We start from the raw sequence: 25,700 nt of genomic DNA, 5'->3' as shown, positions 1-25,700 counted from the left end.
GCCGCGACGAGAAGTGTGCGCCTAAGGTGTCGTCATGCGGTGGGAGGCGCTCTTCGACGATTTCGAGGCTCAGGCGGCGGAAGCAGTGCGAGCCCAGTTCGAGGCCCACGTCGGCGAATTGGCGCGGACCGAACAGTCCGCCGCGACACTCGCTGATCGCCTTCGCGGGCAGGGGAGCGCCTCGCTCGACTTCGAACTGCGGGGAAACTCGAGGTTCAGCGGCCGGGTCGTCACCGTCGCGGAGACGTGGTGTTCAATCGAGTCGGGGCCTCGCGCGGTGCTCATTCCGCTGGCTGCAGTTGTCTCCGTCGCGGGGCTTGCGAGGCGGGCCCTCCAGGAGCCGATCGGCGTTCGCCGTCAGATGGGGATCACGTCCGCGCTGCGGGCCCTTGCCCGCGATCGTTCGTCCGTGGCGTGTCATCTCGATACGAGGAACGGCGAGCCGCGTGTGGCCACGGGCATGATTGACGGCGTGGGACGCGACTATCTAGAGCTTGCGTCGAGCGGAGAAGGGGTCACGAGATCGACCACCCTCGTGCCGCTGGGGGCGCTGGTCGCCGTGGCCTCGCAGCGGTAGGTGGCCTCGCAGCGGCAGCCCGTTCAGTCGGCCGCCGGGCCCGAACGGTGTTCGGCGAGCATCTTCGCCGTCTTGGCGTAGCCCTCCTGGATGTACTCCTCGAGCTTGACGTCCTCGACGCGCCATTGCCCTCGGCCACCCACTTGGATCGCCTTGAGCTCGCCGTTGCGCACGAGGGCGTAGGCCTGAGCCGAGCTGATCTGGAGCTGTTCGCAGACGTCGGCGAGCGTGAGGAAACGAGGCATGACACTATTGTGCCATCGGTTGGTACCGATTGACCCAGTTATCCACATACAGGTGCCGGTTGGTGTCCTAAGTTGGCTCTTGGGCCGATCTGAGACAGAATGGCGCAGGAAGCCGGTGTCGCGCCGGCGGTGACACAAGGGGGAGTGCACCTGATGAGTTCTGCCGACATGCCCAGCGCCACGCGCCTCACCAAGCCGTCGTGGAGGGATCCGCGGCTCTTCGTCGGCGTTCTTCTCGTCCTGGCGTCTGTTGCCGGAGTTGTCGCGCTGGTCCGCGCGGCCGATACGAGCACGGCAGTCGTCGTCGCGAAGGAGGACATCGCCGTCGGCCAGCCCATCTCCGCCGAGCAGCTCGAGACTGTCGACGTACGGCTCGGCGGGGTCGAGGGCCGGTACATCGTCTCCGGCGCGCCGACGGACGGCAAGGTTGCCATCCAACGCATCGCGAAGGGTGACCTGGTTCCGGCGTCCAGCCTCGGCTCGCCGGATGCGCTTGGCCGCAAGCCTGTGGCGATCACCGTCGTCGAGGCTCTTCCGACCGAGGCGGTCCCCGGTGCGCGCGTTGATGTCTGGATTGCCGCGCCGGATGGACGGAATGGCTTCTCCGAGCCGAAACTCGTCGTCGCCGCGGCCGAGATCGCACATGTTGCGATGGCGCAGGCGGCTTTCGGAGGAACGCGGGAGACGGTCGTCCAGGTGCTCGTGGACGACGTGCGACTTCCGCAGCTTCTTGCTGCCCAGGCGAACAAGGCCAAGGTCTCCGTCGTGTGGAATCCCGCTGCCGGGCGGGCGCAGTGAGTATTCCGGTCGTCACAATCGGCAGCGAACAGGCCGAGCTTGTCGGCGGACTCGAGCGGCTCCACGGGCCGGTCACCGTCGTGCGCCGCTGCGCGGAACTCGCCGAGCTCGTCGCCGCATGCCAGAGCGGGCTCGCGCGGGTCGCGGTCGTCGTGGGGGACACCGCGGACATCACGGTGACACTCGTCGATCGGCTCGCCGCCGTCGCGGTCGGCATCGTGGGACTGTCGGACGACGACGGCGAGCGTCGTCGCCTAGACGGCCTCGGTGTGGGCGCGGCGCACGAGCGGGTTCGCGCCGAGGATCTTGCCGAGCTCATCGCGGAGGCAGCCCGGCGGGCCGGCGCGCTCGCCGCGGCGGGGGCATCGGCGTCGTCGTTCTCGCTGGCCGGCGCTCGGCCTGTGGCAGACGTTCCGACGACGGCGGATGAGGTCGGGGAATCGGGTGACGGCGGAGCTGCGGCGACGGGCGAGATCATCGCCTTCTGGGGGCCCACGGGGGCCCCGGGCCGCACGACCCTCGCCATCAACGCCGCGGCGGAGCTGGTGCGTGCGGGGAAGAGCGTGCTTGTGGTTGACGCCGACACCTACGGCGCGAGCGTCGCCGCGCAGCTCGGCCTCCTCGACGAGGCGGCGGGGCTCGCGCAGGCGTGCCGTCTAGGGGATCAGGGAGCGCTCGACGCGGGTGCCCTTCGTCGTCTGGCGACGCCCGTCGTAACCGAGGCCGGGATCCTGCTCGTTCTCACGGGCATCACGCGTGCGGATCGGTGGCCAGAGCTTCGCGCGGCGGCACTTGGAACCGTGCTCGAGCGAAGTAGGGAGATCGCCGACGTCGTGGTCATCGACGCGGGGTTCTGCCTCGAGGCCGACGAGGAGCTGTCGTTCGACACGATGGCGCCCCGCCGGAATGCGGCGACGCTGCGCTCCCTCGAGCTCGCCGATCGCATTGTGGCCGTCGGAGCGGCCGATGCCGTGGGAATGCCGCGGCTTGTGCGTGCGCTGGCGGAGCTTGAGCAGGCCGTGCCGCACGCGAGCCCGGACGTCGTCTTCAACAAGGTCCGCAAGGGTGCGCTCGGACGCTTTCCCGAGCGTGCTCTGCGCGACGCGTGGGATCGATTTGGGCCGCGCCGGCCGATCACGGCCCTCGTGCCGTACGACGTCGAGGCTGCCGACGCGTCCCTCCTCGGCGGCTCTCTCCTGCTCGAATGCGCCCCGCAGTCGCCTCTCCGGACCGCCGTCGCCAATGTCGTATGTTCACCTGTACAGCGAAATCGCAAAACTGCTGTAGCAAGTGCTAGGGCACTCGTTACGCGGCCGCGCTAGGCTCGGGACAGCGCTGCAAAGCTGCAGCGCGGACAGTCCGTCCCGTGGAGGCGATTTCTACCGTGTCGACCGGAACTGCGCAGCAGACCCCGTTCCCTACCTCCGAGCAGGAGCCTCGATTCCTGGCCGACTACTACGAACATCTCGCGGATGAGGACCGGCAGTCCTACGCTTCCGAGACGCTCGCCGAGCGCGCGAGGCACCACCGCGACCTCGCGGAGCAGCGGAGCACCGGAACGGCCAAGGTCGAGATCATCGACGAAGGCGGGCGCAGCATCGTCTATATCGTCACGGATGACATGCCGTTCCTCGTCGACTCGGTGACCGCCGGGCTCATCCGCGAGCACTGCGCGATACACCTCGTGGTCCACCCGATGTTCGTCGTCAACCGGCGCCGCGAGGACGGCGTCCTCGTCGGTGTCGAGCGCGTGCCCGCCCAGTGGGGGCTCGCGAGCGGCGACACGGCCGCGCTCCCGAAGTTGAGCCATCTGGTGTCGGACGGCGATGTCACGACCCACATGGAGTCGTGGATCGCGATCGAGACGGACCGTGTCTCGGCCGCCCGCAAGACGGAGTTGCGCGAAGGCATTCGGCGCGTGCTCGGGGACGTCCGCGCGGCGGTAGACGACTGGCAGCCCATGCGGGCGAAGGCCCTCGAGATCGCCCGCAGCCTCGACAACGTCGTCGGGGGAGAGGACATCTCCGACCTCAAGCCCACGCAAGAGCTTCTCCACTGGCTTGAAGCCGGAAATTTCACGTTCCTCGGATACCGCGAATACGACCTCACGACCGAGAACGGCGAAGACGTCCTCGCGCTTGTCGAGGGAAGCGGCCTGGGCCTCTTGCGCGGCGACGGCTCACATGCGATGCAACACCTCACGGCCGAAGGCCAGGCGCACGCGCGCGAGCGTCGCGTGCTCAACATCACGAAGGCCAACTCGCGCAGCACCGTCCACCGCCCGGCCTACCTCGATTACATCGGCATCAAGCGCTTCGACGCCCAGGGCCAGGTGGACGGCGAGCGTCGCTTCATCGGCCTCTTCGCCTCGACGGCGTACACACAGTCGGCGCGCAGCGTCCCGATCGTGAAGGACAAGATCGAGTCGGTCATGCGGCAGTCGGGATTCCCCGCCGATTCCCACTCGGGCAAGGACCTCCTCGCGATCCTTGAGACGTATCCGCGCGATGAGCTCTTCCAGATGGATGCTGAGCTCCTGTTCGATACCGTCACGAGGATCCAGCTCCTCCAGGAACGCCGCCGCACGCGTCTCTTCCTCCGCCCGGATCTCTTCGGGCGCTTCATGAACGCCGTCGTCTATCTCCCCAAGGACCGCTACAACACGGCCGTCCGGCGCCGCATCGAGGTCGAGCTCGAGAAGGAGTTCCATTCCGATCAGATCGACTACGACGCCCACCTGAGCGAGTCCGCGCTCGCGCGCCTCTACTTCCGCATCCGCCTGCCCAAGGGTGCGGCCGTGAAGGACGTCGACACGAACGCCCTCGAGCAGCGGCTCGTCACGGCGACTCGTTCGTGGGCCGAGGGCATTGCCCAGGTGCTCCACGAGAGCCGGCCCCTTGACGACGCCGAACATCTCGCCGCCGTATGGTCCGAGGCATTCCCGGCCGCGTACCGCGTCGACTACAGCATCGAGGATGCGCTCGATGACATCGAGTGGTTCGAGGACTACGCGGCAGAGCGCGAGGAAGCGGAGAAGGCCGAGGGCGAGGAGGTGCCCGAGCGCCCGGCCGTGCGGGTCTACGTCCCCGAGGGCGTCGGCGCCGAGCTCGAGGAGGATGCGCGCGTCAAGCTGTACCTCCTCGAGCCGAAGAGCCTGAGCCAGATCCTCCCCTACTTCCACAACCTCGGCCTCGAGGTCCTCGACGAGAAGCCGTTCGAGATCGAGACCGCGGATGCTCGCGACTTCTTCCTCTACGACCTCGGCCTCAAGTACCCGGCGAAGGTGGATCCGCTCGAGACGGGCGATCTCCTCGCGGAAGCCTTCGGAGCGGCGCTCTCGGGCGAGACGGAGTCCGACACGCTTGACCGCCTCGTGCTGCGCGAGGGGATGACCTCGCGTCAGGTGGTGATCCTTCGCAGCTACGCCAAATACATGCGCCAGACGGGGAACACGAATTCGCTTGGGTTCATCGCGGACACGCTGCTCGCGAACTCTGCCGTCACCCGGCGCCTCATCGCCCTGTTCGAGGCCCGCTTCGACCCGAGCCTCTCGGAGGATGAGCGGAGCGCCGCGTCAGCGCGGCTGCGCGATGAGCTCACGGAGGCCCTTGAACAGGTTCCGACCCTCGACGCCGACAGGCTTCTGCGCACCTTCATCAACCTCATCGAGGCGACTCTGCGCACGAACTACTACCTCGGCAAGTCGTACCTGAGCCACAAGCTGCGTCCGGCCGATATCGAGGGTCTGCCCTCGCCGAAGCCGATGTTCGAGATCTGGGTCTACTCCCCGCGCGTCGAGGGCGTCCACCTGCGCTTCGGCAAGGTGGCCCGCGGCGGTCTCCGCTGGTCCGACCGGCGCGAGGATTTCCGCACCGAGATCCTCGGCCTGGTCAAGGCGCAGGTCGTCAAGAACGCGGTCATCGTGCCGACCGGCGCGAAGGGCGGCTTCTTCGCGAAGCGCCTCCCGAACCCGGCGCTCGACCGCGCGGCGTGGCTCGCCGAGGGCATCGAAAGCTACAAGACCTTCATCCGTGGCCTCCTCGATCTCACCGACAACCGCGTGACGACCGCGGAGGGGAGCGAGCGCGTCGAGGCGCCCCTCGACGTCGTACGACATGACGACGACGATCCGTACCTCGTCGTGGCCGCCGACAAGGGCACGGCGAGCTTCTCCGACATCGCGAACGGCATCTCGGCCGAGTACGGCTTCTGGCTCGGCGACGCCTTCGCATCCGGCGGCTCGGTCGGCTACGACCACAAGGCGATGGGCATCACCGCGCGCGGCGCGTGGGAGTCGGTCAAGCGGCACTTCAGCGAGCTCGACGTCGACACCCAGACCGAGGACTTCACGGTCGTCGGCGTGGGCGACATGTCCGGCGATGTCTTCGGCAACGGCATGCTCCTCTCCGAGCACATCCGCCTCGTCGCGGCGTTCGACCACCGCCATCTGTTCCTCGATCCGAACCCGGACCCGGCGACGTCGTTCGACGAGCGCCGTCGCCTGTTCGAGCTTCCGCGCTCGTCGTGGGACGACTACAACAAGGAACTCCTGAGCGCAGGCGGCGGGGTGTTCCCGCGCACCGCGAAGTGGATCCCGGTCTCGCCCGAGGTGCGCGACGCGCTCGGGCTGCCCGAAGACACCAAGCAGCTCAGCGTCAACGAGATCCTCCGCGCGATCCTGCTCGCGCCCGTCGACCTCCTGTACAACGGCGGCATCGGCACGTACGTCAAGGCGAGCAGCGAGACCCACGCGCAGGTCGGCGACAAGGCCAACGACGGGATCCGTGTCGACGGGCGCGAGCTGCGGGTCAAGGTCGTGGGCGAGGGCGGCAACCTCGGCTTCACCCAGCGGGGCCGCATCGAGGCGGCGCTTCAGGGCGTGATCCTCAACACGGACGCGATCGACAACTCGGCCGGCGTCGACTGCTCCGACCACGAGGTCAACATCAAGATCTTCGTGGACCGCCTGGTCGCGGCCGGCAAGCTCGCCGAAGGCGATCGCGCAAGCCTCCTTGCGTCGATGACGGACGACGTCGGGCGGCTCGTGCTCGAGGACAACATCGACCAGAACATCCTGCTCGTCAACGACAGGGCGCTCGTCACTCCGCTGAGCCCGGCGCTTGAGCGGCTCATGGACTGGCTCGAGGTCAACGCCGACCTCAAGCGCGATCTCGAGGCGCTGCCGACGACGGCGGAGCTCCACCGCCGCCTCGAACAGGGCCAGGGCCTGACGTCGCCCGAGCTCTCGGTGCTTGCGGCCTACGCGAAGATCGAGCTTGCCGAGTCGCTCCGGGAGAGCGACCTGGCCGACGATCCGTGGTTCCAGGAGACCCTGCGGAACTACTTCCCCGCCGAGCTGAGGGAGCGCTTCGGATCCGAGCTCGACACGCACCCCCTGCGGCGCGAGATCATCGCAACGATCGTCGCGAATGACATGGTCAACCTCGGGGGCATCACGTTTGCGTTCCGCGCGATCGAGGAGACGAGCGCGACAGACGCGGCCGTCGCCAAGGCGTTCGTTGCGCTGCGGGAGGTCTACAAGCTCGACGAGATGACGGACGCGCTCAACACCCTCCCGGCGTCGTTCCCCACCGAGCACTGGACGGCGATCCACCACGACATCCGCCGTCTGCTCGACCGGGCCGTGCGCTGGCTCATCCACCAGGGCACGGGCGGCCGCACGATCGGCGAGGTCGTCGAGCTGTATGCCCCGCCCATGGCGGCGCTTCGCTCGCAGCTCCTCAAGTACCTCCGCGGCCAGGACGCCGAGCGTGTCGCGAGCTGGCTCGAGCGGGCGCAGGAGTGGGGCCTCCCGGACGGCCTCGCCCACCGCTGGGCCGAGCTGTTCGAGAGCTACGCGCTCCTCGACGTCGCCCGCATCGCCCAGACTTCGGACGAGTCCGTCGAGGAGATCGCGGGCGTCTACTACACGGTGTTCGACCGTTTCACCGTCGATTCGCTCCTCGAGCGGATCACGGCGCTCCCCCGGAGGGACCGCTGGCAGGCCCTCGCCCGCGCCGCCCTCCGCGACGACCTCTACAGCACCGTCGCGGACATCACCCGGTCGATCATGGAGATGTCCCCGGCAGGGAACGATCCGCTGCAGCGGCTCGAAGCGTGGGAGGCGGAGAACGCGGAGTCCCTCGGCAGGGCGGCGACGATGTTCCGGGAGGTCAACGCCCTCGAGAGCGACGACATGGCGTCGCTGTCGGTAGCATTGAGGCTGCTCCGGTCGATCGTGCGCCATTAGGGCTTTCCTCGAACACGCAGGCTCCGGAGGCCGCGGGGACTTAGGTCCCCGCGGCCGGTTCTCTTTTCGACACTCTTCGACAAGGCGGTGCTGTGGCGCTCTTCACGGACACAATCCGGGAACAGGCTGACTTCGGTCCGGGCGACGCCGAGTGGCTGCATCTGCTCGTCGGCGACTGGCAGCTCGTGGCAGATCTGGCGTTCGCGGATCTGGCCCTGTGGTTCCCGGATCCTGATGACGGCTACACCGCACTCGCGCATGTTCGTCCCTCGACGACGCACACGGTGTTCCACGAGGACATCGTGGGGGAGAGGATCCGGGGCGACCTCAGGCCGCTCGTCGACCGTGCGTGGGAGAGCCAGACGATTGAGCGCAGCCACGAGACGAGCTTCAGCGCCGAGATGGCCCTGCGCGTCGAGGCCGTGCCGTTCGTGCGCAATGGGCGCACGCTCGCCGTCGTGACATCCCACATGGACCTCTCGAGCTCGCGCATGCCCTCGCGTCTCGAGCTCACGTACCGGCAATGCGCGTACGATCTCCTCCGCATGGGCACGCTCGGCCTCTGGCCGGATTTCGCGTCCCCCACGGGCTCCCGGCGCGGCGCCCCCCGCGTCGGCGACGGCCTCATCCGCCTCGACGCGGAGGGGATCGTCCAGTACGCGAGCCCCAACGGCGTCTCGGCGTTCCGACGGCTGGGCGGCATCGACACGCTCGAGGGCCGCTCGCTTGCCGAGCTCACGACCAACCTGCTCAAGGATCGTCGGCTCGTGGACGAGACCCTTCCTCTCGTCGTGACGGGCCGGATGCCGTGGCGCAGCGAGATCGAGTCGCGCGGGGTGAGCCTGTCTCTCCGTGCCATCCCGCTGCGCGACGAGCGCGAGCGCTTCGGCGCCCTCGTCCTGTGCCGCGACGTGTCCGAGCTGCGCCGTCGCGAGATGGAGCTCGTGACGAAGGATGCGACGATCCGCGAGATCCACCACCGTGTCAAGAACAACCTCCAGACCGTCGCCGCGCTCCTGCGCATGCAGTCCCGCCGCATGAAGAGCGAGGAGGCGCGGCAGGGTCTCGAGCAGGCCATGCGGCGCGTCGCGACGATCGCGCTCGTGCATGAGACGCTTTCGCAGGGCCTCGCCCAGAACGTCGATTTCGACGAGCTCATCGACCGCCAGTTCAGGCTCTCAGCCGAGGTCGCGACCGGCAATCAGCACGTCGGGACGGAACGGGAGGGGACGTTCGGCCACCTGCCGAGCGATCTCGCGACTCCGCTCGCGCTCGTCATCAACGAGCTCGTGACGAATGCCGTGGAGCACGGGCTCGAGGACCGTTCGGGCACAGTGTGGCTCATCGCGCGCCGCGGGCGCGACGATTCCGGAGAGGAGACGCTCGACGTCACTGTGGCGGACGACGGCGTCGGCATGCCTGCGCAGCAGAACCGCCACGAGGGGCTGGGCCTCCAGATCGTGCGCACGCTCGTCACCAGCGAGCTCGGCGGCTCGATTCACTGGGGCCCCCGTGACGGGGGCGGCACCGAGGTCACCATTACGTTGCAGCTCGGCCGGGGCTGATGCTCAGCGCGGCTCGTGGCTCGGGCCCAGCGTAAGCCTTGCCGAGGACGACGACGCCCGCCGAGCCGTGAGGCTCGACGGGCGATGCGTTCGTGCGACGCTCGGGATCAGGAAGCGCGCCGGGCGCGGGCCGCGCGGCGCTTGAGCGCACGGCGCTCGTCTTCGCTCATTCCACCCCAGACGCCCGCATCCTGGCCGCTCTCGAGGGCCCACTGCAGGCACGTGTCGATCACCGGGCAGCGGCGGCAGACACTCTTAGCTTCCTCGATCTGGAGCAGCGCCGGGCCCGTGTTCCCGACCGGGAAGAAGAGCTCGGGGTCCTTGTCGAGGCAGGCCGCGCGATCACGCCAATCCATGGTTCTAGAAGTACTCCGTGTTTCGGGGGACGAACCTTGTGAAGTTTTTCACGAGTCGTCCCAAAGCAAAGGGGCCTGTGGGGCCCCGCGATCATCTTCGTTAAGGTTGTCACGTTAACTGTGTGTAAACAAGGGGTTCAGGCGAGGATTTGGGCCTGAAAGAGAGAGGGATTCATCACATCTGAGCCGTCCGGTAAGGTCGGTCCCTCGGGCGGATCAACCTCCTGCGGGTACTCTCAGGCTGTGCAGTCATCGACCCCCTCTGGGCCCCTTCGGGGCAAGCCAGTCCAACTCGCCGTGCTTGTCGGCATCGTTCTGATCGAGGCGATCGCGCTGCTGGCGTTCGCGGTCTTCTACGCCGCAGCGATAGCTTCCGGGCAGGCTGAAGTCTCGCCTGCGGGGGCGGCCTTCACGATGGTTCTGCTCGCAGTGTTCGGTGCGGGGGTCGGCGCCGCCGGTTTCTTCCTCTGGCGAGGTTACCGCTGGGCGAGATCTGTCGTGCTTGTCGTACAGCTGTTTGCCGCCACCATCGGATTCCCCGCGCTCACTGGCGGCTCAATCGGCTACGGACTTCTCATCCTCGTCCCGGCGGCCGGCGCCGTCGTGCTGCTCTTCAGCAAGCGTGTGTTCGCCGTCACTCAGCGCTCGGCCCGGGAGACGCCTCCCGAGTGACCCGGATGGGTTCGGCCCAGCCGAGCTGGGCGTCGACGGTCCTGCCGCCGACGACCACGACGGCGCGTCCAGGCGGGCCTCCGACCGGCGGGTCAATGCGAACGCCGAATGCCTCCCCGTCCGAGGGCGATCGGGGCAGGATCGCGATTCCGATGCCGGAACGCCGCGCGCGCAGCGCGAGCGGGCATTGCGTGTACAAGCTTGGGCTGAAGCTCGCCGTCGCCACGACCGCGGCACCCGCGTCGAGCGCCGAGCGAAGCCTCTGGTGTTCCGATGCCGTCAGACGGTCGGCGTCGTCGACGACCAGAATCGGGACTTCCCCAGCGTCGATCGCCGTCGTCACCGCAGCCAGCGTGTCCGTCCGATCGCGCTCCGTGAAGGGGTAGATGTGCCATGGGGCGCGGCCGGGATTCATGGCGGGCAGGGCTTCGAGGAACGAACTCTTGCCCGAGCCCGGGGAGCCGAGCACAAGGAGCACGTCGCCGGAACCAAGCGGAACGCCGAGGGGTGAGATCTCATCTCCGGTGAGACCCACTGTGAGCCGAACGCGCCGGCGCACGGTGCTCGGCGCGGCAGGGGGTGGCCCGTGCATCGGGGGCTCACCATCGGCGCTTGCGGGGCCCTTTGCCGCAAGGGCTTGGGCCACCACCACGTCCGGGGGGCGCCGCACTCGGAACGGGCGGGCAGGTGAAGGCTCTCGCGGGACTGCGGCTTCTCCGAGATCGGACGGCGCTTCGAACCAGTGGACGGCAAGGGGCCGGTCTGGCGCGAGTGTTCCCGCAGCGATGGCCCGCCCTGGGCGATCGCTTCCGGGGATGGGCCGAGGCCAGCCGAGCCTAGCCTCCTCGGGCGATCCCCAGGGGAAGAAGAGCCTGCAGGGAATGCCCGCGAAGGCGCGCGACGCCGCGAGGTCGCGCTCGCCCGACAATGCGACGACGAGACCGCCCGCACCCCCGTCCCGCACGAGGTCCATCAGCCGCTCTTCGGCGCGAGCCTGAGGGCCTTGACGCCAGGCCGCGAGCCAGCTGCCCCACCCGGAGATGACCAAGACGAGGCGAGGCTGGGCACCTGTCACACCCTCGTCGTCGCGCCGGCATGCCACCTCGTCCCCGAGCCGATCCAGGACTCGGGTCGCGAGGCGGACGTCGCCCAAGCCAACATAGGCGCCGACCCGCGGGTGCGACGACAGGGCGGCGAGCGTTCCGTCGGCGTCCAGGATGTAGAGGTGGCGTTCCGGTGTTGCCGACGCCAGATAGGCCACCGTGGACTTGAGGGCGTCGCGGGCGCCCGATGATCCGGCCCCGACGAACGCGAGATGCCCCTGTTGTTCGGGGGACCAGAGCAACAGGTCGGTGCGCTGTTCGTGGGGGATATCGGCGATCCCGAGGGGCACCTCCCGTCCGTGACGACGAGGAGCAGGCACCGCCCCGTCCGGGAGCGGCTCGGCCACGGGCCGGCGCGGCGGGACGCCATCCAGATCGCGCCAGGCTTTCTGAGCCGAGGCCACGTAGGGGGACGATGCCTCATTGGGCGAAGCACTCGCGGCGGCCTCTCCTCCGGGGCCTGATTCGAGCCATTCGTGTGCCGTCATGAGTCGTATCTCGTGGCCGCGCGCAGCCGCCACGCCGAGTGACGCAGTTTGAAACTCGATCGGCGGTTCTCCCGGAGTAGCGAGGAACGCGCGGCCCGGGATGGCCGCAGGAATCCGGGCGGCTTCCGGGGTTCCGAGCACGTCGCGGGACTCCGACTCGTTCGCGACGCGGAGCACGATCGTCGAGGCGACATTGGCGCGGATGTCCGTGCTGATCGCGCCCTGGGGCCGCTGGGTCGCCATGACGAGGTGGAGGCCGAGTGAACGGCCGATCGTTGCCACGCGCAGGAGCTCCGCGAGCGACTCCGGGGCATCGTCGACAAGCATTCGGAACTCGTCCACGACGATGACGAGCCTCGGGACGGGCTCGGTGCGCTCGCTGGAGGCGTACCCCTCGATGTCCGCGCATCCTGCCTCGGCGAACAGGCGTTCTCGGAGCTCGAGTTCCGCCCTCAACGATGTGAGCGTGCGAGTGATGCTGCCCTCAAGGTCGCTGACGACGCCGACGCAATGCGGGAGGCCAGCAAGGGGTGAGAGTCCCGAGCCGCCTTTGAAATCGATGAAGAGAAAGGTGAGCACAGCGGGGGAGTGCGTCGCTGCTGCCGAACAGACGAGGGTCCGGAGCAGCTCGGATTTGCCCGAGCCGGTCGTCCCTGCCACGAGGAGATGCGGACCATGGGCCACGAGGTCCAATCCGACCACGCCCTCCGCACCGCGTCCGAGCGGGATCCAGAAGGACGGTTCGTCCGGTCCGGGGGTATTTCGGCTTCGATTCCAGCTTCGGGCGAGATCCTCCGTTCCGATCCTGGCGATTTCGGCGAGCCCGCAGCGCGAAGGGGGCGTCCCGCCGTCGTCCGCCGACTTCCGCAGGCCAAGCTTCCGTGCCGCGGTTTCGAAGGGACGTGCGGGAAGCAAATCGGCAGCGAAGTCGGGGCGGCTTCCGTCGATGGTGAGCGAGGCATTGGGGCCGTTGAGATCGATCGTGGTCTCGGCGACGCCGACCCCGACCGCGTCGATGACGCTGAGCCCCCGCGCGGCCGCCGCCTGGGCAAGCTGGGCGGCTGTGTTCAACTCGACGGGTGGAAGGATGACGACGACGCCGCGCCCGGCTGGCAGGGCCTCGCCGACTGTGCGCTCTGTCGCCGCGCTCGGGAGGATGGTGACTCGAGGCAGGAAGCGGGCCGCCAGGCGCAGGGCCGACGAGCCGCCGGCGACTACGACGCCAAGGCCCGAGGCGGCAGATGTCGAGGCGAGCTGGAGCAGCACGAACCGGACAAGACCTTCAACCGAGGATTCAGGGCCGTGGACCACTGCACGGCACGGCAACTGAATCGCCATCGGCGCGGCGGCGTGGCGCGGTAACGGGCCCCCATCCGCTGGTTCGATGATGATGTCCGCTGGCTGGGGTGCTGTGCCGAGACGGACCACGAGGTCGTCGCGGGGCGCGCCCGCAAGCGCGGGGGAGACCGCCGCCCGGCAGAACTCGACTGCGTCCGGGGCCGCACGAGTCCGGCGACTCAAGTCCTGGTCGATGGCCTGCGCCAGGCGCTCGCGGAAGGAAGCACGGTCATTGCGAGCCCCGAGACCTGCCACAAGGCCGGTCACGATCGAAAGGCCCGAGAAGGCGAGGAACGTCCATTGCCCCGTCACAGCGGCGAGCCCGATTCCGACGATGAGTGGCAAGATGACCATCGCGATTGCCGCCCCGCGGCGCGGAGGCTGGCCCTGCTCGACGCGAAGGGGCGCTCCGTGGTGGGACCCCGCCGCGTCATCGAGGATGACCTGATCGGCGAACTCGAGCGAGAGCGTTGAGGAGCCTATTCTGACGAGATCGCCTGCGCGCAGGGTGGCGGACCTTGTGCGCCGTCCGGTGACCCAGGTTCCATTCGCGCTGCCCTCGTCGGCAATCCGGGCGGAAGTCTCGGTCACGATGAGCCTCGCGTGGCGGCGCGATGCCTCGGGGTCGGGGAGTGGAATCTCGATCGGCCCATCCGAATCTGACGAGCGGCCCACGACATGCAGACCGCGCGCCAAGGGGAAAGCCGTTCCCGCCGCAGGCCCCGTTCGGACGACGAGTTCGAGGCGCGACTCCGTGTGGCGGAGCGCGGCCGCACCACGTGAGAGCAGCAACGCGCCGTCACGCAGGGGCGGGACTCCGACGGTCAGGCTCTCGAGAGGCTCGCCGTCGACTGTGATTCCCGTCGCGTTGCAAGTGTTGGCCAATACTGAGGCGAGTTCCTTGCCCGGCGCTCCCATGGCGGCTTCAGCTACGAGGTCATCGCGGATGTCCGGGCGCCCGTCGATGGGCGAGATGAGCGTGAAGTGAAGTTCCATGGCCCCCCAACCTTGTTCCGCAATCGAGGCTACGGAGGGGCACCGACATCGCGCCACCCGATCTCGCGCTATGTGGATAATCCGGCCGTTTGGCCGAGTGAACAGGGTCGTCCGGTAGTCTTGGACCGCAGGAAGGCCCGGGCCGAGCGCTTAGGCATGCCCTTACCCAGGAGAATGTGTGGACGCTGATCTCGTCGTCGTAGGATCCGGCTTCTTTGGCCTCACGGTGGCTGAGCGGGCCGCCAAGGAACTTGGCCTCAAGGTCACGGTCATCGATCGTCGCCATCACATCGGTGGCAACGCGTATAGCGAGGACGATGCCCAGACCGGCATCGAGGTTCACCGGTATGGAGCCCACCTCTTCCACACCTCGAACCAGCGCGTGTGGGAGTACGTGAACGAATTCACAAGCTTCACCAACTATGTGCACCGCGTCTACGGCGTGCACAAGGGCGAGGTCTTTCCGCTCCCGATCAACTTGGGCACGATCAATCAGTTCTTCCGCGCTAACTACACGCCCACTGAAGCTCGCGCCCTTATCGAGGAACAGGCCGGCGAGCTCGCGGGGACCGACCCGCAGAACCTCAACGACAAGGGCATTCAGCTGATCGGCCGTCCGCTTTACGAGGCCTTCATCAAGCACTACACCGGCAAGCAATGGCAGACGGACCCCAAGGATCTGCCCGCGGGCATCATCTCTCGCCTCCCCGTGCGGTACACGTACGACAACCGATACTTCAACGACACGTACGAGGGCCTGCCGACGAACGGCTACACAGCGTGGATTGAGCGCATGGCCGATCACCCGAGTATCACGGTCCAGCTCAACACCGACTTTTTCGACGACTCACAGCCCTTCAGCAAGGGGAATGTCGTGGGCAACGTACCTGTGGTCTACACCGGGCCTGTCGATCGGTACTTCGACTACGCCGAGGGCGACCTCTCGTGGCGCACGATCGACTTCGAGGAGGAAGTGCTGGACGTCGGTGACTTCCAGGGCACCTCGGTGGTGAACTACAACGACGACGACGTTCCTTGGACCCGCATTATCGAGCCGCGCCACTTCCACCCCGAGCGCAACTACCAGACTGAGAAGACGCTCATCATGCGCGAATTCTCGCGCTTCGCCGAGAAGGGCGATGAGCCGTACTATCCGATCAACACGGAAGCTGATCGCGCCAGGCTTCTCGCCTACCGCGATTTGGCAAGCGCCGAAAGGTCGGTTCTGTTCGGCGGCCGCCTCGGCACCTACAAATATCTCGACATGCACATGGCCATCGGTTCGGCCCTGAGCGTGTTCGACAACAAGATCAAGCCGCACTTCGCAGAGAAGGCGGCCTTGGTGAGCGGAGGAGTGGACGAGTGACGACTGCGGCGGTTTCGGCCGAGCTTCAATGGAGCCTGCTTCAGCGCACGATCCTCCCACTTGAGGGGCAGGCGGACGTCGTTCCGCTGTACGTTGACGCGGGAACGGCCAACGGCATTCGCCTCGTGGAAGACGACGGCATGTATCGCGTCCCGAAGCGCCGCGAGGAAAAGCTCAATCTCGTGAGCTCAAGTGAGGCTGAGGCGCACTATGAGGACTTTCTCTCGCGGGAGTCTATGACAGTCCGCCCAGGCCAGCATGTCTCGTTCGGCACGTACTTCAACGCATTTCCCGCGAGCTATTGGCGTCGGTGGACTTCGGTGCGAGATGTCCGGCTGGTCGTCGAGACGAAGGGGCGGGGTGCTGTCGTTGTCTATAAGACCAACGCGCGAGGGGCCATCCAGCGCGTTGCTGGGAAAAGGGTCGACGGCGATGCGACCACGACGGTCTTTGATCTCACCCTGACGCCGTTCGGCGATGGTGGGTGGTACTGGTTTGACGTCAACGCGAGCGTGGACGGTCTTGAACTCACCTCGGCGCGCTGGGAAGGACTTGTTTCGGCTCGAGCGCGCGACACGACCGTCACCTTGCAGATCACCACGGTGAATAAGACTCAGTTCTGCATCGACAATGCGCGTATTCTTGCGGACAGCCTTGATCGACTTGACGCGGTGCGAGAAATCCTCATCGTCGACCAGGGAACTGACAAGGTCCGCGACCATCCTGACTTCCCGGAGATCGAGGCTGCACTCGACGGACGGCTGCGCGTCATCGAACAGGCCAATCTGGGTGGCTCTGGCGGATTCGCAAGGGGCATGTTCGAGGCGTTGGAAAGCGGTCATGATTATGCGCTTCTCCTTGACGACGACGTTGTGATCGAGCCCGAGAGCATCACGCGTCTTGTGACGTTCGCCGATCTGTGCCGGAAGCCGACCATCGTCGGTGGGCACATGTTTGACCTGTACAACCGAACGACGCTGCACACCTTCGGCGAGGTCGTCGACCTGCATCGGATGCAGCCGGCTCCGCCGCACGAGGACATGCAGCTGGGCCATGATTTCAGCCGGTCGAATCTTCGCCAGACGCCCTGGCTGCACCGCCGGACCGATGTCGACTACAACGGCTGGTGGATGTGCCTCATCCCGACCGAGGTCATGCGGGAGATCGGTCTCGCGATGCCGGTGTTCATCAAATGGGACGACTCCGAATATGGGCTTAGGGCACGCAATGCCGGGTTCAACACGGTGAGCTTCCCGGGTGCTGCCGTATGGCACGTGTCATGGGTTGACAAGGACGATCTTGTCGGCTGGCAGGCATATTTCCACGAGCGGAACCGCACCATCACTGCCTTGCTTCACAGCGACTTCCCCAAGAGCGGACGAGTTCTGCGTGAATCCGTGCAGAACGATGTCAAGCACCTGGTCTCCATGCAGTACTTCACGCAGCACGGCCGCATCATGGCGCTCAATGATCTGTTCGATGGCCCGGAAGGGCTGCACGATAAGCTTGCAGCCAAGCTTCCCGAGATCAACGCGCTGCGAGCCCAGTATTCCGATGCGCAAATCAAGAGTGACGTCGATGATTTCCCCTCGCCCAAGGCAGGCCGGAGCCTGACCGGGGGACCCGCGATGGCTCCGTCTAAGAAGCAGCTCGTGCCGTGGGCACTCAAGACGGTGAGCCGCCAGCTGCTGCGGGCACCTCTCGAGGATTCGGCCGTGCGACCGCAGGGGTTCCTGGCACACCGGGACAACAAGTGGTGGCGACTTGCCGGGTATGACAGCGTGATCGTCTCCAACGCCGAGGGCACCGGCGCCTCGTGGTACCAACGCAAACCCGAGCTCCTGCGTGCGATGCTGGCGGAGGCCACGAGACTTCATGCGCGGCTCTTCCGCGACTGGGAGCAGCTTTCGGAGCGGTATCGCGCGGGCATGCCGAAAGTCACCTCGATTGACGCATGGCGTGTGACATTCAGCACGCAAACTGTTTTCGACACCGGTCGCGTTGGCTCCGGCGAAGAGGCTTCCGTGGCCAAGGCCGAGGCATGACGATGCCTTCCGCGCTGAATCCTGAAGCTGGCCTCAGCGCCCCCGGCCGCAGCGGTGGGCTCAGGGACGTCTACCGGAACCGCTTCCTGCTCAAGCTTCTTGTCCGCAAAGAGATCAAAGTCCGCTACCGTGGGTCTGCCCTCGGGATTGTTTGGTCTTACATGAAGCCGGGGCTGCAGTTCCTCGTGTTCTACGTGGCGCTTGGCCTCTTCCTCAATGTCCAGGGTTCCACGCCTAACTATCCGATCTATCTCTTCGCTGGCATTGTCTTGGTGAACTTCTTCACGGAAGCGCTCGGCAATGCGACTCGATCGATAGTCGGGAATCGCGACCTGATCCGCAAGATCTACCTTCCGAGAGAACTCTTCCCGGTGGCGAGCGTTTGGGTCTCGGCGGCACATTTTCTGCCCCAGGTGCTGATCCTCGTGGTCGTATGTCTCTTCTTCGGATGGCTGCCCACGGTGTGGTCAGTTTTGGCGCTTGTAGCGGCTTTCGCGATCGTTGCCGTGCTCGCCGTCGGTTTGGGTTTGTTTTTTGGTGCGGTTAATGTCTACTTCCGAGATTCAGAGAACCTGGTTGATCTCCTCATCATGATGGTCACCTGGGCGTCACCTGTCCTTTATCTCTGGAGCCAAGTCCAGCACGTCCTGGGACCGGCGTTCGCTGCTTATCAGCTCAATCCGATGACAGTAGGCGTTGAAGTCTTCCACTGGGCCTTCTGGCGTCCAACGCTCGACGGAGGTCAGCTCACTGCGGCAGCTGCTGCCGAGGTGCCGGGTCTATTTACCTTGTGGCTGCCACTGGCCGCGGTGGTTACCCTTCTGATCCTCGGACTGGGCCAGTGGGTCTTCGCCCGCCTGTCCGTCAAGTTCGCCCAGGAGTTGTAATTGGCTGAACACGCAGTCAACATGAAGACCGCCATCACAGTCGAAGACATCCGCAAGGAGTTTGTCCTGCGGCACACGCGCTCGCTCAAGGAAGCCGTGATGTGGGTTATCCGCGGTCGACGCGGAGACATTACGAAGAAGTTCGATGCGCTCAAGAACGTCTCGCTCCACGTTGAGGAAGGCGAAACCGTTGCACTCTTGGGCCTTAACGGATCTGGGAAGTCGACGCTCCTGAAGCTCATCTCTGGGGTCCTTCAGCCGGACGGCGGGTCGGTTCGAACAAGAGGGCGAGTGGCGGGACTCATCGAAGTCGGCGCCGGTTTCCATCATGATTTGAGCGGACGAGACAACGTCTACCTCAACGGTGCGATCCTCGGGATGAGCGAGCAACAGATCGACGAGATGTTCGATTCGATCGTCGAGTTCTCTGAAATCGGCGAGTTCATTGACACCGAGGTCAAATTCTATTCGTCGGGCATGTATCTGAGGCTGGCTTTCAGCATTGCCGTCCACACTGACCCTGAGGTTTTTCTGATCGACGAAATTCTTGCGGTCGGCGACGAACCATTCCAACGCAAATGCATCGCGAAGATCAAGGAACTTGCGGCGGCGGGCAAGACGCTCTTCGTCGTGAGCCACGATCTGGACCTCGTATCGACCGTCTGCGAGAGGGGAGTGTTGCTTGAACACGGCCAGATCGTGATGGACGGCGAAGTGCACAATGTGGTGGCCGAGCTGCGCAGACGTAGCGCAGAGCCGTCGGACAGGGGAAGCCAGGGGGAGACCGAGTGAGCTGGTGGCAAACCGCGCCCTCGGTGCTGGTCGCGATCCTTGTTTTTCTACTCCCAGGGCTCGGGTTTGCGTATGCCGTGAAAGTAAGGGGGCTGAGCCGGCTTCTCCTCGCACCGCTGTTTACCGTTGCCTTGGCTGGGGTCGCCACGTTGGCGCTTCCAGTCTTACGACTTCCTTGGCGACCGCTGACCTTCGCGGCGACATCTTTGGTCCTGATTGCTGTTGCCTGGATCGTTCGAAGGCTGATTGATCGTCGTTGGCCCGAGTCGGTGTTTGTGCCAGTGCGTCGATCGTCGACAAGGGCTGCATGGGCAGGCCTTGCCGTCGGTGTGCTCCTTGTGGCGAGCACGCTCGTCTGGGCGATAGGAGCGCCGGACAACATCTCTCAGACCTACGACAACGTCTTCCATCTTAACGCGATCGAATGGGCAATCGAGTCGGGTAACGCCTCGCCCCTGAGTCTGGGGGCTTTCACGGGGATCTCAGCCTATCCTGCGGCATGGCACGCGTTTGTCGCTTTGGTCGCGGAGCTCAGCGGCGTCAGCGTTCCGGTTGCGGTATCAGCAACCACTATTGCAATCGGTGCTGTGGCTTGGCCATTGAGCGCTATGTACTTCGTCCAGATGGTCTGCGGCCCAAGGGTCGCCGTCAATCTGTTGGCGGGTCTCTTCAGCGCGAGCTATTCGGCGTTCCCCCTCCTCATGGTGGATTGGGGAGTTCTCTATCCAAACCTCCTATCGATCGCCGTTCTTCCTGCGGCTCTGGGACTCGGAGTGTCTGCCCTCGGGCTCGGGCGTCTGCACCGTCCGTCGGCACCAGTTGCCTGGATCCTCTTTCTTCTTTCTTTGCCCGCGGTCGCGCTCGCCCACCCGAGCACGTTGATGGCTATTCTCGTCTTCCTGCTGCCGGCTTTCGTGGCCGTCTACACGTTTCGCTTACGGGCTCTTGCGCCGTTCGACGAGCCGCGGGCTCGGCTTCGGGCCGCTGGGCTTACGTCTCTTCTTCTCTTTGCGGCCTTTTCCATGGTCGTCCTTTGGCGGGTGTTTCGCCCTCCGGCCGGTTCCGCCGACTGGGCTCCTGTCGAGAGCTCAGCTCAGGTAGTCGGAGAGATATTCTTGAGCGCCCAGATGGGGCGGCCCGCGGCTGTCATTGTTGGACTCTGTCTTGTTGTGGGTTTGGTTCACCTGTGGCGGTCCAGGAGCCGGAGGTGGCTGCTCGGGCTATTCCTCGTTGCGTCGGTCCTCTTCTTCTATGCCGCCGGACTCAATGCGAGTCCGCGGTGGTTCCTGACGGGGGTGTGGTACTTCGACAGCTACCGGCTCGCGGCCCTGATGCCCACGGCCAGCTTGCCGCTTGCCGTGATTGGTGGTGTGTTCGTCTGGGACTCCGCGCGACGATCGCTTACATCGGCTAGCGCTGGGGGAAGGCTCGACCGGATCTTGCGTGCGGTGCGTCTTAACCGGCGTGTCGCGATGTCGGGCTGTGGCGTGGTTACGGTCTTGCTCGTTGTCGGAACCCAATATGGCATCACCACCTTTGGGGCTGAGCAAGCCCGCCATCGGTACGTCATGACCGAAAACGCACCGCTTCTGTCCAACGATGAGCGAACTTTGTTGGAGCGGCTGCCGGGCGAGGTTCCCCCGGACGATGTGATTGCCGGTATGCCGAGCAATGGTAGTTCGCTTGCGTTCGCCTATTCGCACCGTCATGTTGTACAACCGCATATCCTCACGACTCATGGCACGGACGTCGATCTCGTCAATGCAGGGCTCAAGTCCGCCGACACTATTCCGGAGGTTTGCCCGGCCATCAAGGCGCTCAACGTCAAATGGGTTCTCGACTTCGGTACGCGAGCCGTGACGGGGACGCTGCCTGGCTACGGTGGAGTCATCGGCTTGGACGGGAGTAATGCGGTCTCGCTCGCGGACTCCCAAGGCGACGCGAAGCTCTATCGAGTCACGGCCTGCTGGCGATAGGCCTCTACTGGCATTGACGTGGGTTCTCGGCGGTCTCGCACCGCCGAGAACCCACATGTGTCCCTGGAAAGAGTTGACTAGCCGTCAAGGAGTTCGAGCAGGTACTTTCCATAACCGCTCTTCGTGAGCGGTTCCGCGCGCTCCCGGAGCTCGTCGTCGGACAGGAACCCAAGGCGCCACGCTATTTCCTCAGGCGCGCCGATTTTGAGGCCTTGCCGATTTTCTACCGTGCGGATGAAGTTCGACGCGTCATTCAGATCCGCGAACGTCCCCGTGTCGAGCCAGGCCGTTCCGCGGGGCAGGATCTCGACTTGAAGCTTTCCTCGCTCGAGGTACTCCTTGTTGACATCCGTGATCTCGAGCTCCCCACGGGGCGAGGGGGAGAGGCCCTTGGCGATGCCGACGACGTCGTTGTCGTAGAAGTAGAGGCCCGGAACGGCGTAATGGCTCTTCGGTCGTACTGGCTTCTCCTCGAGGGAGATGACCTTCCCGTTGCCGTCGAACTCGACCACGCCGTAGGCTTGGGGGTCCTTGACCCAGTAGCCGAAGACAGCACCGCCGTCGATATCGGCGTGGCGGCGGAGCTGGGAGCCCATGCCGGGGCCGTAGAAGATGTTGTCGCCGAGGATGAGCGCAACAGTCTCCTGGCCGATGTGCGACTCGCCCAGAATGAAGGCCTGTGCGAGTCCATCAGGGGAAGGCTGCTGAACGTAGGAGAGGCTCACGCCGAATCGCGAGCCGTCCCCGAGCAGCCGCTCGAACTGGGGAGCGTCATGAGGCGTCGTGATAATGAGGATGTCGCGGATGCCCGCGAGGATGAGGGTTGAAAGTGGGTAGTAGATCATCGGCTTGTCGTAGACCGGGACCAGCTGTTTGCTGATGCCGTGCGTGATCGGGTGGAGGCGTGAGCCGGTCCCGCCGGCAAGGATGATTCCGCGCATCCTCCCATCCTTGCGTCTCTCGTCCGCGCCTGCCAACTCGGGGCCGTGGCTGCCCCCGGTAGAATATGGAGAAAACCGCGCCAGCGCATGAATCCCGCCGCTGGAGAATTGGAGGCTATGTGTGGTCGCGACGTAACCCGCAAGGATTGGTGATCGGTCGTCCCCTCGACACGCGGAACAACAGCCTCAATCTCATCAGGCTCGTGTTGGCACTGCTCGTTCTCGTGCATCACAGTTGGCCCCTCACGGGCGCTCCGCATGAGCCCGCGTTCGCCGGTGACACCTTGGGCGGGTGGGCCGTGGCCGGCTTCTTCGGGATCAGTGGCTACCTCATTACCGCGAGCCGGTGGACACACGGCCTGGGCGACTATTTGGTCCACCGAGTGGCGCGCATCATGCCGGCTTTTGTGGTCTGCCTTGTGATGATGGTCGTGGTGTTTGCGCCTATTGGGTATTTTGTGGCGAAGGGGAGTCTAAGTGGCTATTTTACGACCCCCACGTCGCCGGCGGACTTTCTCGTGTCCAACCTGACGCTCAAGATGAATCATTACGACATCGCGAAGACGCCGCTCAATGTGCCGTACGCGGGCGCGTGGAATGGTTCGCTGTGGAGCCTGTATTACGAATTCCTTTGCTACCTCATCGTCGCGGTCCTCGGGAGCCTCGTTGTCGTTCGGCGATCGCCATGGCCTGTCACCGTGATGTTCGGCCTCAGCGTCTTGGGCCAGGCGAACATAGATCTGGTCAATCGTCTGACGGACAGCAATTTCGACGTTGTCCTGCTTCTTAAGCTGCTCCCCTTCTTCCTCGGGGGAGCCACGGTTTTCGTGTGGCGCGAGAAGATCGGCATACATTGGTCGCTCGGAGTCGGCTGCTCCGTGGCCGCCTTGATCATCGCGACTGTGTTTCCTGCGTGGGGCGGCCAGGCGTCGGGAGCGTTCATTGCCTACGCGACGCTGTGGATTTCGACGTGGCTACCGCAACCGATGATCATCGCCAAGAACGACATCTCGTATGGCGTCTATATTTACGCTTTTGCGTGCCAGCAGCTCATAGCCGTGTTCGGCGGCGCCGCGTGGGGCATACTCGTTTTCGCCCTCGCCGCGTCGGCCCTGACCATTCCCCTGGCCGCAGCGAGCTGGCTCTTCGTTGAACGCCCCGTGATGCGGAAGGTGCGTCGGAAGGATCACCCGGCTCGGAAACCCGCCGCAGTGGTCGCAACATGAGCGGAGGTCGTCGGAGAGGGCTCATCATCAGGTCGGCCCTCGGTCTCGCCGTCGGCGTGCTCGCTGCCGCCGTGACGCTCGCAGCGCGGCGAGCAGGGTGGCTTGAGGGGACGTGGGTCAACGCGCTCTTCTTTGCCGTGCTCTTGGCGCTCCCGACGGCGCGTTCCCTCGCACGGAGGATCACGCTCGCGTTGGCTCTCTTGCTGGGCCTTGTACCGATGCTCTGGTGGATCCCCTTCGGCTTCTGGGGTCTCGGAAGGTCAGCGGTCCTGTTGGCGCTCGCCATCGGGCTCCTCGCGGGGCTGGTCATCGGCAACCGTCGGCTCGGCGTCCGGCAAATCGTCCCTGAGCTTGCCCTCCTAGACCTCGCCCCGCTCGGCGCCGGGGTGCTAGGAGTTGTCGTTCAGTGGCAGCTTCTGACCGTTCGGACCTTCGACAAGGCTCTGTCTTTGGCCGTGCTGCACTGGGACCATGCGTCGCACTTCAACATGTTTTCGATGATTCGGACCCATGGCGTGGTAATTCCACTCCTCGGGAATGCGCCGGACGGCAGCGCTTGGTCGTTCCGAGACTATCCGCAAGGGTTTCACGCCCTCGTGGCCGCGCTTGCCGAAATGGCACGGACGCCTGCCGTCGGTGACGCCGGTGCCGAGCTCGTCAGCTACGCGAACTACAGCTCGCTCGTCGCGGTCCTGACCGGCGTTCTCGCGGTCTCGGCTGTCTGTTCGCTTCCGGCGCTCCGACGGCGGCCCCTTCTGGGCTTTCCAGCGGCCGCCCTTGTCACGAGCGGATGGGTCTTCGGCCCAGGCGCTTCGGCGTCGCTTAACGGCTTCACGAACTTCCTCGTTGCCGCAGTTTTGACGGCCGTGGCAGTCCTCGTCTTGGCGACAGCGCAAGACCGGTTCAGCTTCGGAACGGTCTGGCTCCTCACAGCGTGCGTCGTCGGCATCGCCAACAACTGGGCTCTCATGGGGGTGTTCTTGGCCGGCGCGGCGATCTCCTTCGTGCTGCCGTGGCGTCGGTTGATCGTCGACCTGCCGCGCACCCCGTGGTCAATCACGTCCTTCGCACTCGCCGTCGCCGTGATGCTCGCGGGAGTCATGGCCGCCGGCTCGCAGCTCATTCGCGTCAAGGCAGAGGACGTCGTCTTCGGCATCGGGGGAGTTCCGATCCCGGATTTCGGAACTGTCATCGCGGTGCTGTTTGCGTGCGTCGTGGCCTTTGCGGTTCCGCTGGGCGCGATGAGCCGTGAACAGCTCCAGACATCCCGCCGGCTGGTTCTCGCCGGACTGTCGCTGGCCGCTGCCATCGTACTGATTCTGGCGATGTCCGCCGCCCAGCTCCTCAAGGGCGGGACGGTCAGCTATTACACCCACAAGCTGGTCATCGCCCTCGTGCTTGTCGCCGTCGTCGTTCTCGCCTTGGGACTTGCCCGCATCGCTGACGGTCGAACGGACGTTGCGGTAGCTGAGGTGGCCCGCCGTCGGCACCCCAAGGGTTCCTGGGCCGTCGTGACGGCCGCGGGGAGCCTCGTGGGCCTCTTCGCGTTCGGCTTTCCGTTTCCGTTCAAGACGGCGGGGCTGCCTGCGACCGCGAGCGCGGGCGTTGAATTGCAGGCCCAGCTCAAGGAGAACGCTCAGCCGCGTACCGTCGCAAGGAACCTCATTGATGCGACGGCAGGACGTACAGGTCAGCCAGCCTTCTATCTCACCACGAGGCCCGACCAGATCGACGCGGTCCTTGCAAAGCAGTGGTATGACGCGCTGACCTCGACCTACACGGAGCACGGGTGGAAGCTGTCCCTGTTCATGTTCCCGCTCAGCGGCGGACCCGCGAATTTGCCGTCGGTTGTGGCGGACATCCGCGCACAGGACCCGTCGTCTGTCTTCATCACGGACCCCGCGGACAAGCCGCTCCTAGACCGAGCGCTCGGGCTCTGAAGCCGTAACGAAGCGGGGCGCCCCCCCCCGCCCGGGGGGGGGGCCCGGGGGGGCGGGCGGGGGGGCGGGCCGGGGGGCTCAGGGGGGGGGGGGGGGGCCCCGGGGGGGGCGCGCCGGTGCCAGCGGCCGGGTGCAGGGG

17 protein-coding genes are annotated in these 25,700 nt (G+C 65.7%); 13 read left to right on the top strand and 4 right to left on the bottom strand.

The window, feature by feature from the left end; genetic code table 11:
• Window positions 1-34: 34 nt before the first annotated feature.
• Complete coding sequence (locus tag SPF06_RS00085; protein ID WP_323276879.1) at window positions 35-577, top strand: hypothetical protein; 543 nt, start codon at window positions 35-37, stop codon at window positions 575-577.
• Between the two features lie 23 nt (window positions 578-600).
• Here SPF06_RS00085 and SPF06_RS00080 read toward each other — a convergent pair whose 3' ends face one another.
• Entirely contained in the window at window positions 601-822 is a 222-nt protein-coding gene (locus SPF06_RS00080) for a helix-turn-helix transcriptional regulator (protein ID WP_323276878.1), read from the bottom strand.
• A 153-nt stretch (window positions 823-975) separates the two neighbouring features.
• Here SPF06_RS00080 and SPF06_RS00075 point away from each other — a divergent pair, with 153 nt between their 5' ends.
• The 4 genes from SPF06_RS00075 (at window position 976) to SPF06_RS00060 (ending at window position 9,435) form a co-directional block, all read left to right on the top strand.
• Window positions 976-1,620: an SAF domain-containing protein gene (locus SPF06_RS00075; RefSeq protein ID WP_323276877.1), complete on the top strand. Its 645-nt coding sequence runs from the start codon at window positions 976-978 to the stop codon at window positions 1,618-1,620.
• Window positions 1,617-2,942 (top strand): CpaE/TadZ family protein, encoded by a 1,326-nt coding sequence (locus SPF06_RS00070; protein ID WP_323276875.1) that lies wholly within the window; start codon window positions 1,617-1,619, stop codon window positions 2,940-2,942. The genes SPF06_RS00075 and SPF06_RS00070 overlap by 4 nt, the downstream gene beginning before the upstream one ends.
• Before the next feature lie 62 nt (window positions 2,943-3,004).
• Window positions 3,005-7,870, top strand: coding sequence for an NAD-glutamate dehydrogenase (locus tag SPF06_RS00065; RefSeq protein WP_428985665.1), 4,866 nt, complete (start codon window positions 3,005-3,007; stop codon window positions 7,868-7,870).
• 92 nt (window positions 7,871-7,962) lie between these two features.
• Window positions 7,963-9,435, top strand: coding sequence for a sensor histidine kinase (locus SPF06_RS00060; RefSeq protein ID WP_323276874.1), 1,473 nt, complete (start codon window positions 7,963-7,965; stop codon window positions 9,433-9,435).
• Window positions 9,436-9,542: 107 nt separating this feature from the next.
• Here the strand turns inward: SPF06_RS00060 and SPF06_RS00055 are convergent, their stop codons facing one another.
• Window positions 9,543-9,791: a WhiB family transcriptional regulator gene (locus SPF06_RS00055; protein ID WP_043127419.1), complete on the bottom strand. Its 249-nt coding sequence runs from the start codon at window positions 9,789-9,791 to the stop codon at window positions 9,543-9,545.
• Window positions 9,792-10,034: 243 nt separating this feature from the next.
• On the opposite strand from SPF06_RS00055, the gene SPF06_RS00050 reads away from it, so the two are divergent.
• Window positions 10,035-10,463 carry a hypothetical protein gene (locus tag SPF06_RS00050; RefSeq protein ID WP_323276872.1) on the top strand — a complete coding sequence of 143 codons (429 nt, stop codon included), beginning with the start codon at window positions 10,035-10,037 and terminating at the stop codon, window positions 10,461-10,463.
• Here SPF06_RS00050 and SPF06_RS00045 read toward each other — a convergent pair.
• A complete protein-coding gene (locus tag SPF06_RS00045; RefSeq protein WP_323276871.1) occupies window positions 10,426-14,388 on the bottom strand; it encodes an FtsK/SpoIIIE domain-containing protein in 3,963 nt (1,320 codons plus the stop codon). The two genes, SPF06_RS00050 and SPF06_RS00045, sit on opposite strands and share 38 nt — an antisense overlap.
• A 178-nt stretch (window positions 14,389-14,566) precedes the next feature.
• Between SPF06_RS00045 and glf the strand changes: the two genes are divergently transcribed.
• Genes glf through SPF06_RS00020 form a run of 5 tightly spaced genes read left to right on the top strand, consistent with a single transcriptional unit; the run spans window position 14,567 to window position 21,454 of the window.
• Window positions 14,567-15,754, top strand: coding sequence for a UDP-galactopyranose mutase (gene glf, locus SPF06_RS00040; protein WP_323276870.1), 1,188 nt, complete (start codon window positions 14,567-14,569; stop codon window positions 15,752-15,754).
• A complete protein-coding gene (locus SPF06_RS00035; RefSeq protein WP_323276869.1) occupies window positions 15,751-17,799 on the top strand; it encodes a glycosyltransferase in 2,049 nt (682 codons plus the stop codon). Before glf ends, SPF06_RS00035 begins: the two co-directional genes overlap by 4 nt.
• On the top strand, window positions 17,796-18,686 hold the full coding sequence (locus SPF06_RS00030; RefSeq protein WP_428985664.1) for an ABC transporter permease: 891 nt from the start codon (window positions 17,796-17,798) through the stop codon (window positions 18,684-18,686). The genes SPF06_RS00035 and SPF06_RS00030 overlap by 4 nt, the downstream gene beginning before the upstream one ends.
• A gap of 21 nt (window positions 18,687-18,707) precedes the next feature.
• The gene (locus SPF06_RS00025) at window positions 18,708-19,478 is read left to right on the top strand and encodes an ABC transporter ATP-binding protein (RefSeq protein ID WP_323276868.1); all 771 of its coding nucleotides are present in this window, start codon (window positions 18,708-18,710) and stop codon (window positions 19,476-19,478) included.
• Window positions 19,475-21,454 (top strand): DUF6541 family protein, encoded by a 1,980-nt coding sequence (locus tag SPF06_RS00020; protein WP_323276867.1) that lies wholly within the window; start codon window positions 19,475-19,477, stop codon window positions 21,452-21,454. The genes SPF06_RS00025 and SPF06_RS00020 overlap by 4 nt, the downstream gene beginning before the upstream one ends.
• 77 nt (window positions 21,455-21,531) lie before the next feature.
• Here the strand turns inward: SPF06_RS00020 and rfbA are convergent, their stop codons facing one another.
• The gene (gene rfbA / locus SPF06_RS00015) at window positions 21,532-22,395 is read right to left on the bottom strand and encodes a glucose-1-phosphate thymidylyltransferase RfbA (RefSeq protein ID WP_323276866.1); all 864 of its coding nucleotides are present in this window, start codon (window positions 22,393-22,395) and stop codon (window positions 21,532-21,534) included.
• 149 nt (window positions 22,396-22,544) lie between these two features.
• Between rfbA and SPF06_RS00010 the strand changes: the two genes are divergently transcribed.
• Both SPF06_RS00010 and SPF06_RS00005 read left to right on the top strand, forming a co-directional pair.
• Window positions 22,545-23,621 carry an acyltransferase family protein gene (locus SPF06_RS00010; RefSeq protein WP_323276864.1) on the top strand — a complete coding sequence of 359 codons (1,077 nt, stop codon included), beginning with the start codon at window positions 22,545-22,547 and terminating at the stop codon, window positions 23,619-23,621.
• Window positions 23,618-25,561 (top strand): hypothetical protein, encoded by a 1,944-nt coding sequence (locus SPF06_RS00005; RefSeq protein ID WP_323276863.1) that lies wholly within the window; start codon window positions 23,618-23,620, stop codon window positions 25,559-25,561. Before SPF06_RS00010 ends, SPF06_RS00005 begins: the two co-directional genes overlap by 4 nt.
• Window positions 25,562-25,700: the final 139 nt, after the last annotated feature.

This window comes from Sinomonas terricola, from assembly GCF_034931225.1.
GTDB lineage: Bacteria > Actinomycetota > Actinomycetes > Actinomycetales > Micrococcaceae > Sinomonas > Sinomonas terricola.
This window is presented reverse-complemented; position numbering and strand designations above follow the sequence as displayed.

Excerpts from the sequence above, each read along its gene's own strand:
- SPF06_RS00030 (WP_428985664.1), top strand. The coding sequence starts at position 17,796 with ATGACGATGCCTTCCGCGCTGAATCCTGAAGCTGGCCTCAGCGCCCCC.
- rfbA (WP_323276866.1), bottom strand. The coding sequence starts at position 22,395 with ATGCGCGGAATCATCCTTGCCGGCGGGACCGGCTCACGCCTCCACCCG.
- SPF06_RS00080 (WP_323276878.1), bottom strand. The coding sequence starts at position 822 with ATGCCTCGTTTCCTCACGCTCGCCGACGTCTGCGAACAGCTCCAGATC.
- SPF06_RS00005 (WP_323276863.1), top strand. The coding sequence starts at position 23,618 with ATGAGCGGAGGTCGTCGGAGAGGGCTCATCATCAGGTCGGCCCTCGGT.
- SPF06_RS00055 (WP_043127419.1), bottom strand. The coding sequence starts at position 9,791 with ATGGATTGGCGTGATCGCGCGGCCTGCCTCGACAAGGACCCCGAGCTC.
- SPF06_RS00025 (WP_323276868.1), top strand. The coding sequence starts at position 18,708 with ATGAAGACCGCCATCACAGTCGAAGACATCCGCAAGGAGTTTGTCCTG.
- SPF06_RS00075 (WP_323276877.1), top strand. The coding sequence starts at position 976 with ATGAGTTCTGCCGACATGCCCAGCGCCACGCGCCTCACCAAGCCGTCG.
- SPF06_RS00045 (WP_323276871.1), bottom strand. The coding sequence starts at position 14,388 with ATGGAACTTCACTTCACGCTCATCTCGCCCATCGACGGGCGCCCGGAC.
- SPF06_RS00085 (WP_323276879.1), top strand. The coding sequence starts at position 35 with ATGCGGTGGGAGGCGCTCTTCGACGATTTCGAGGCTCAGGCGGCGGAA.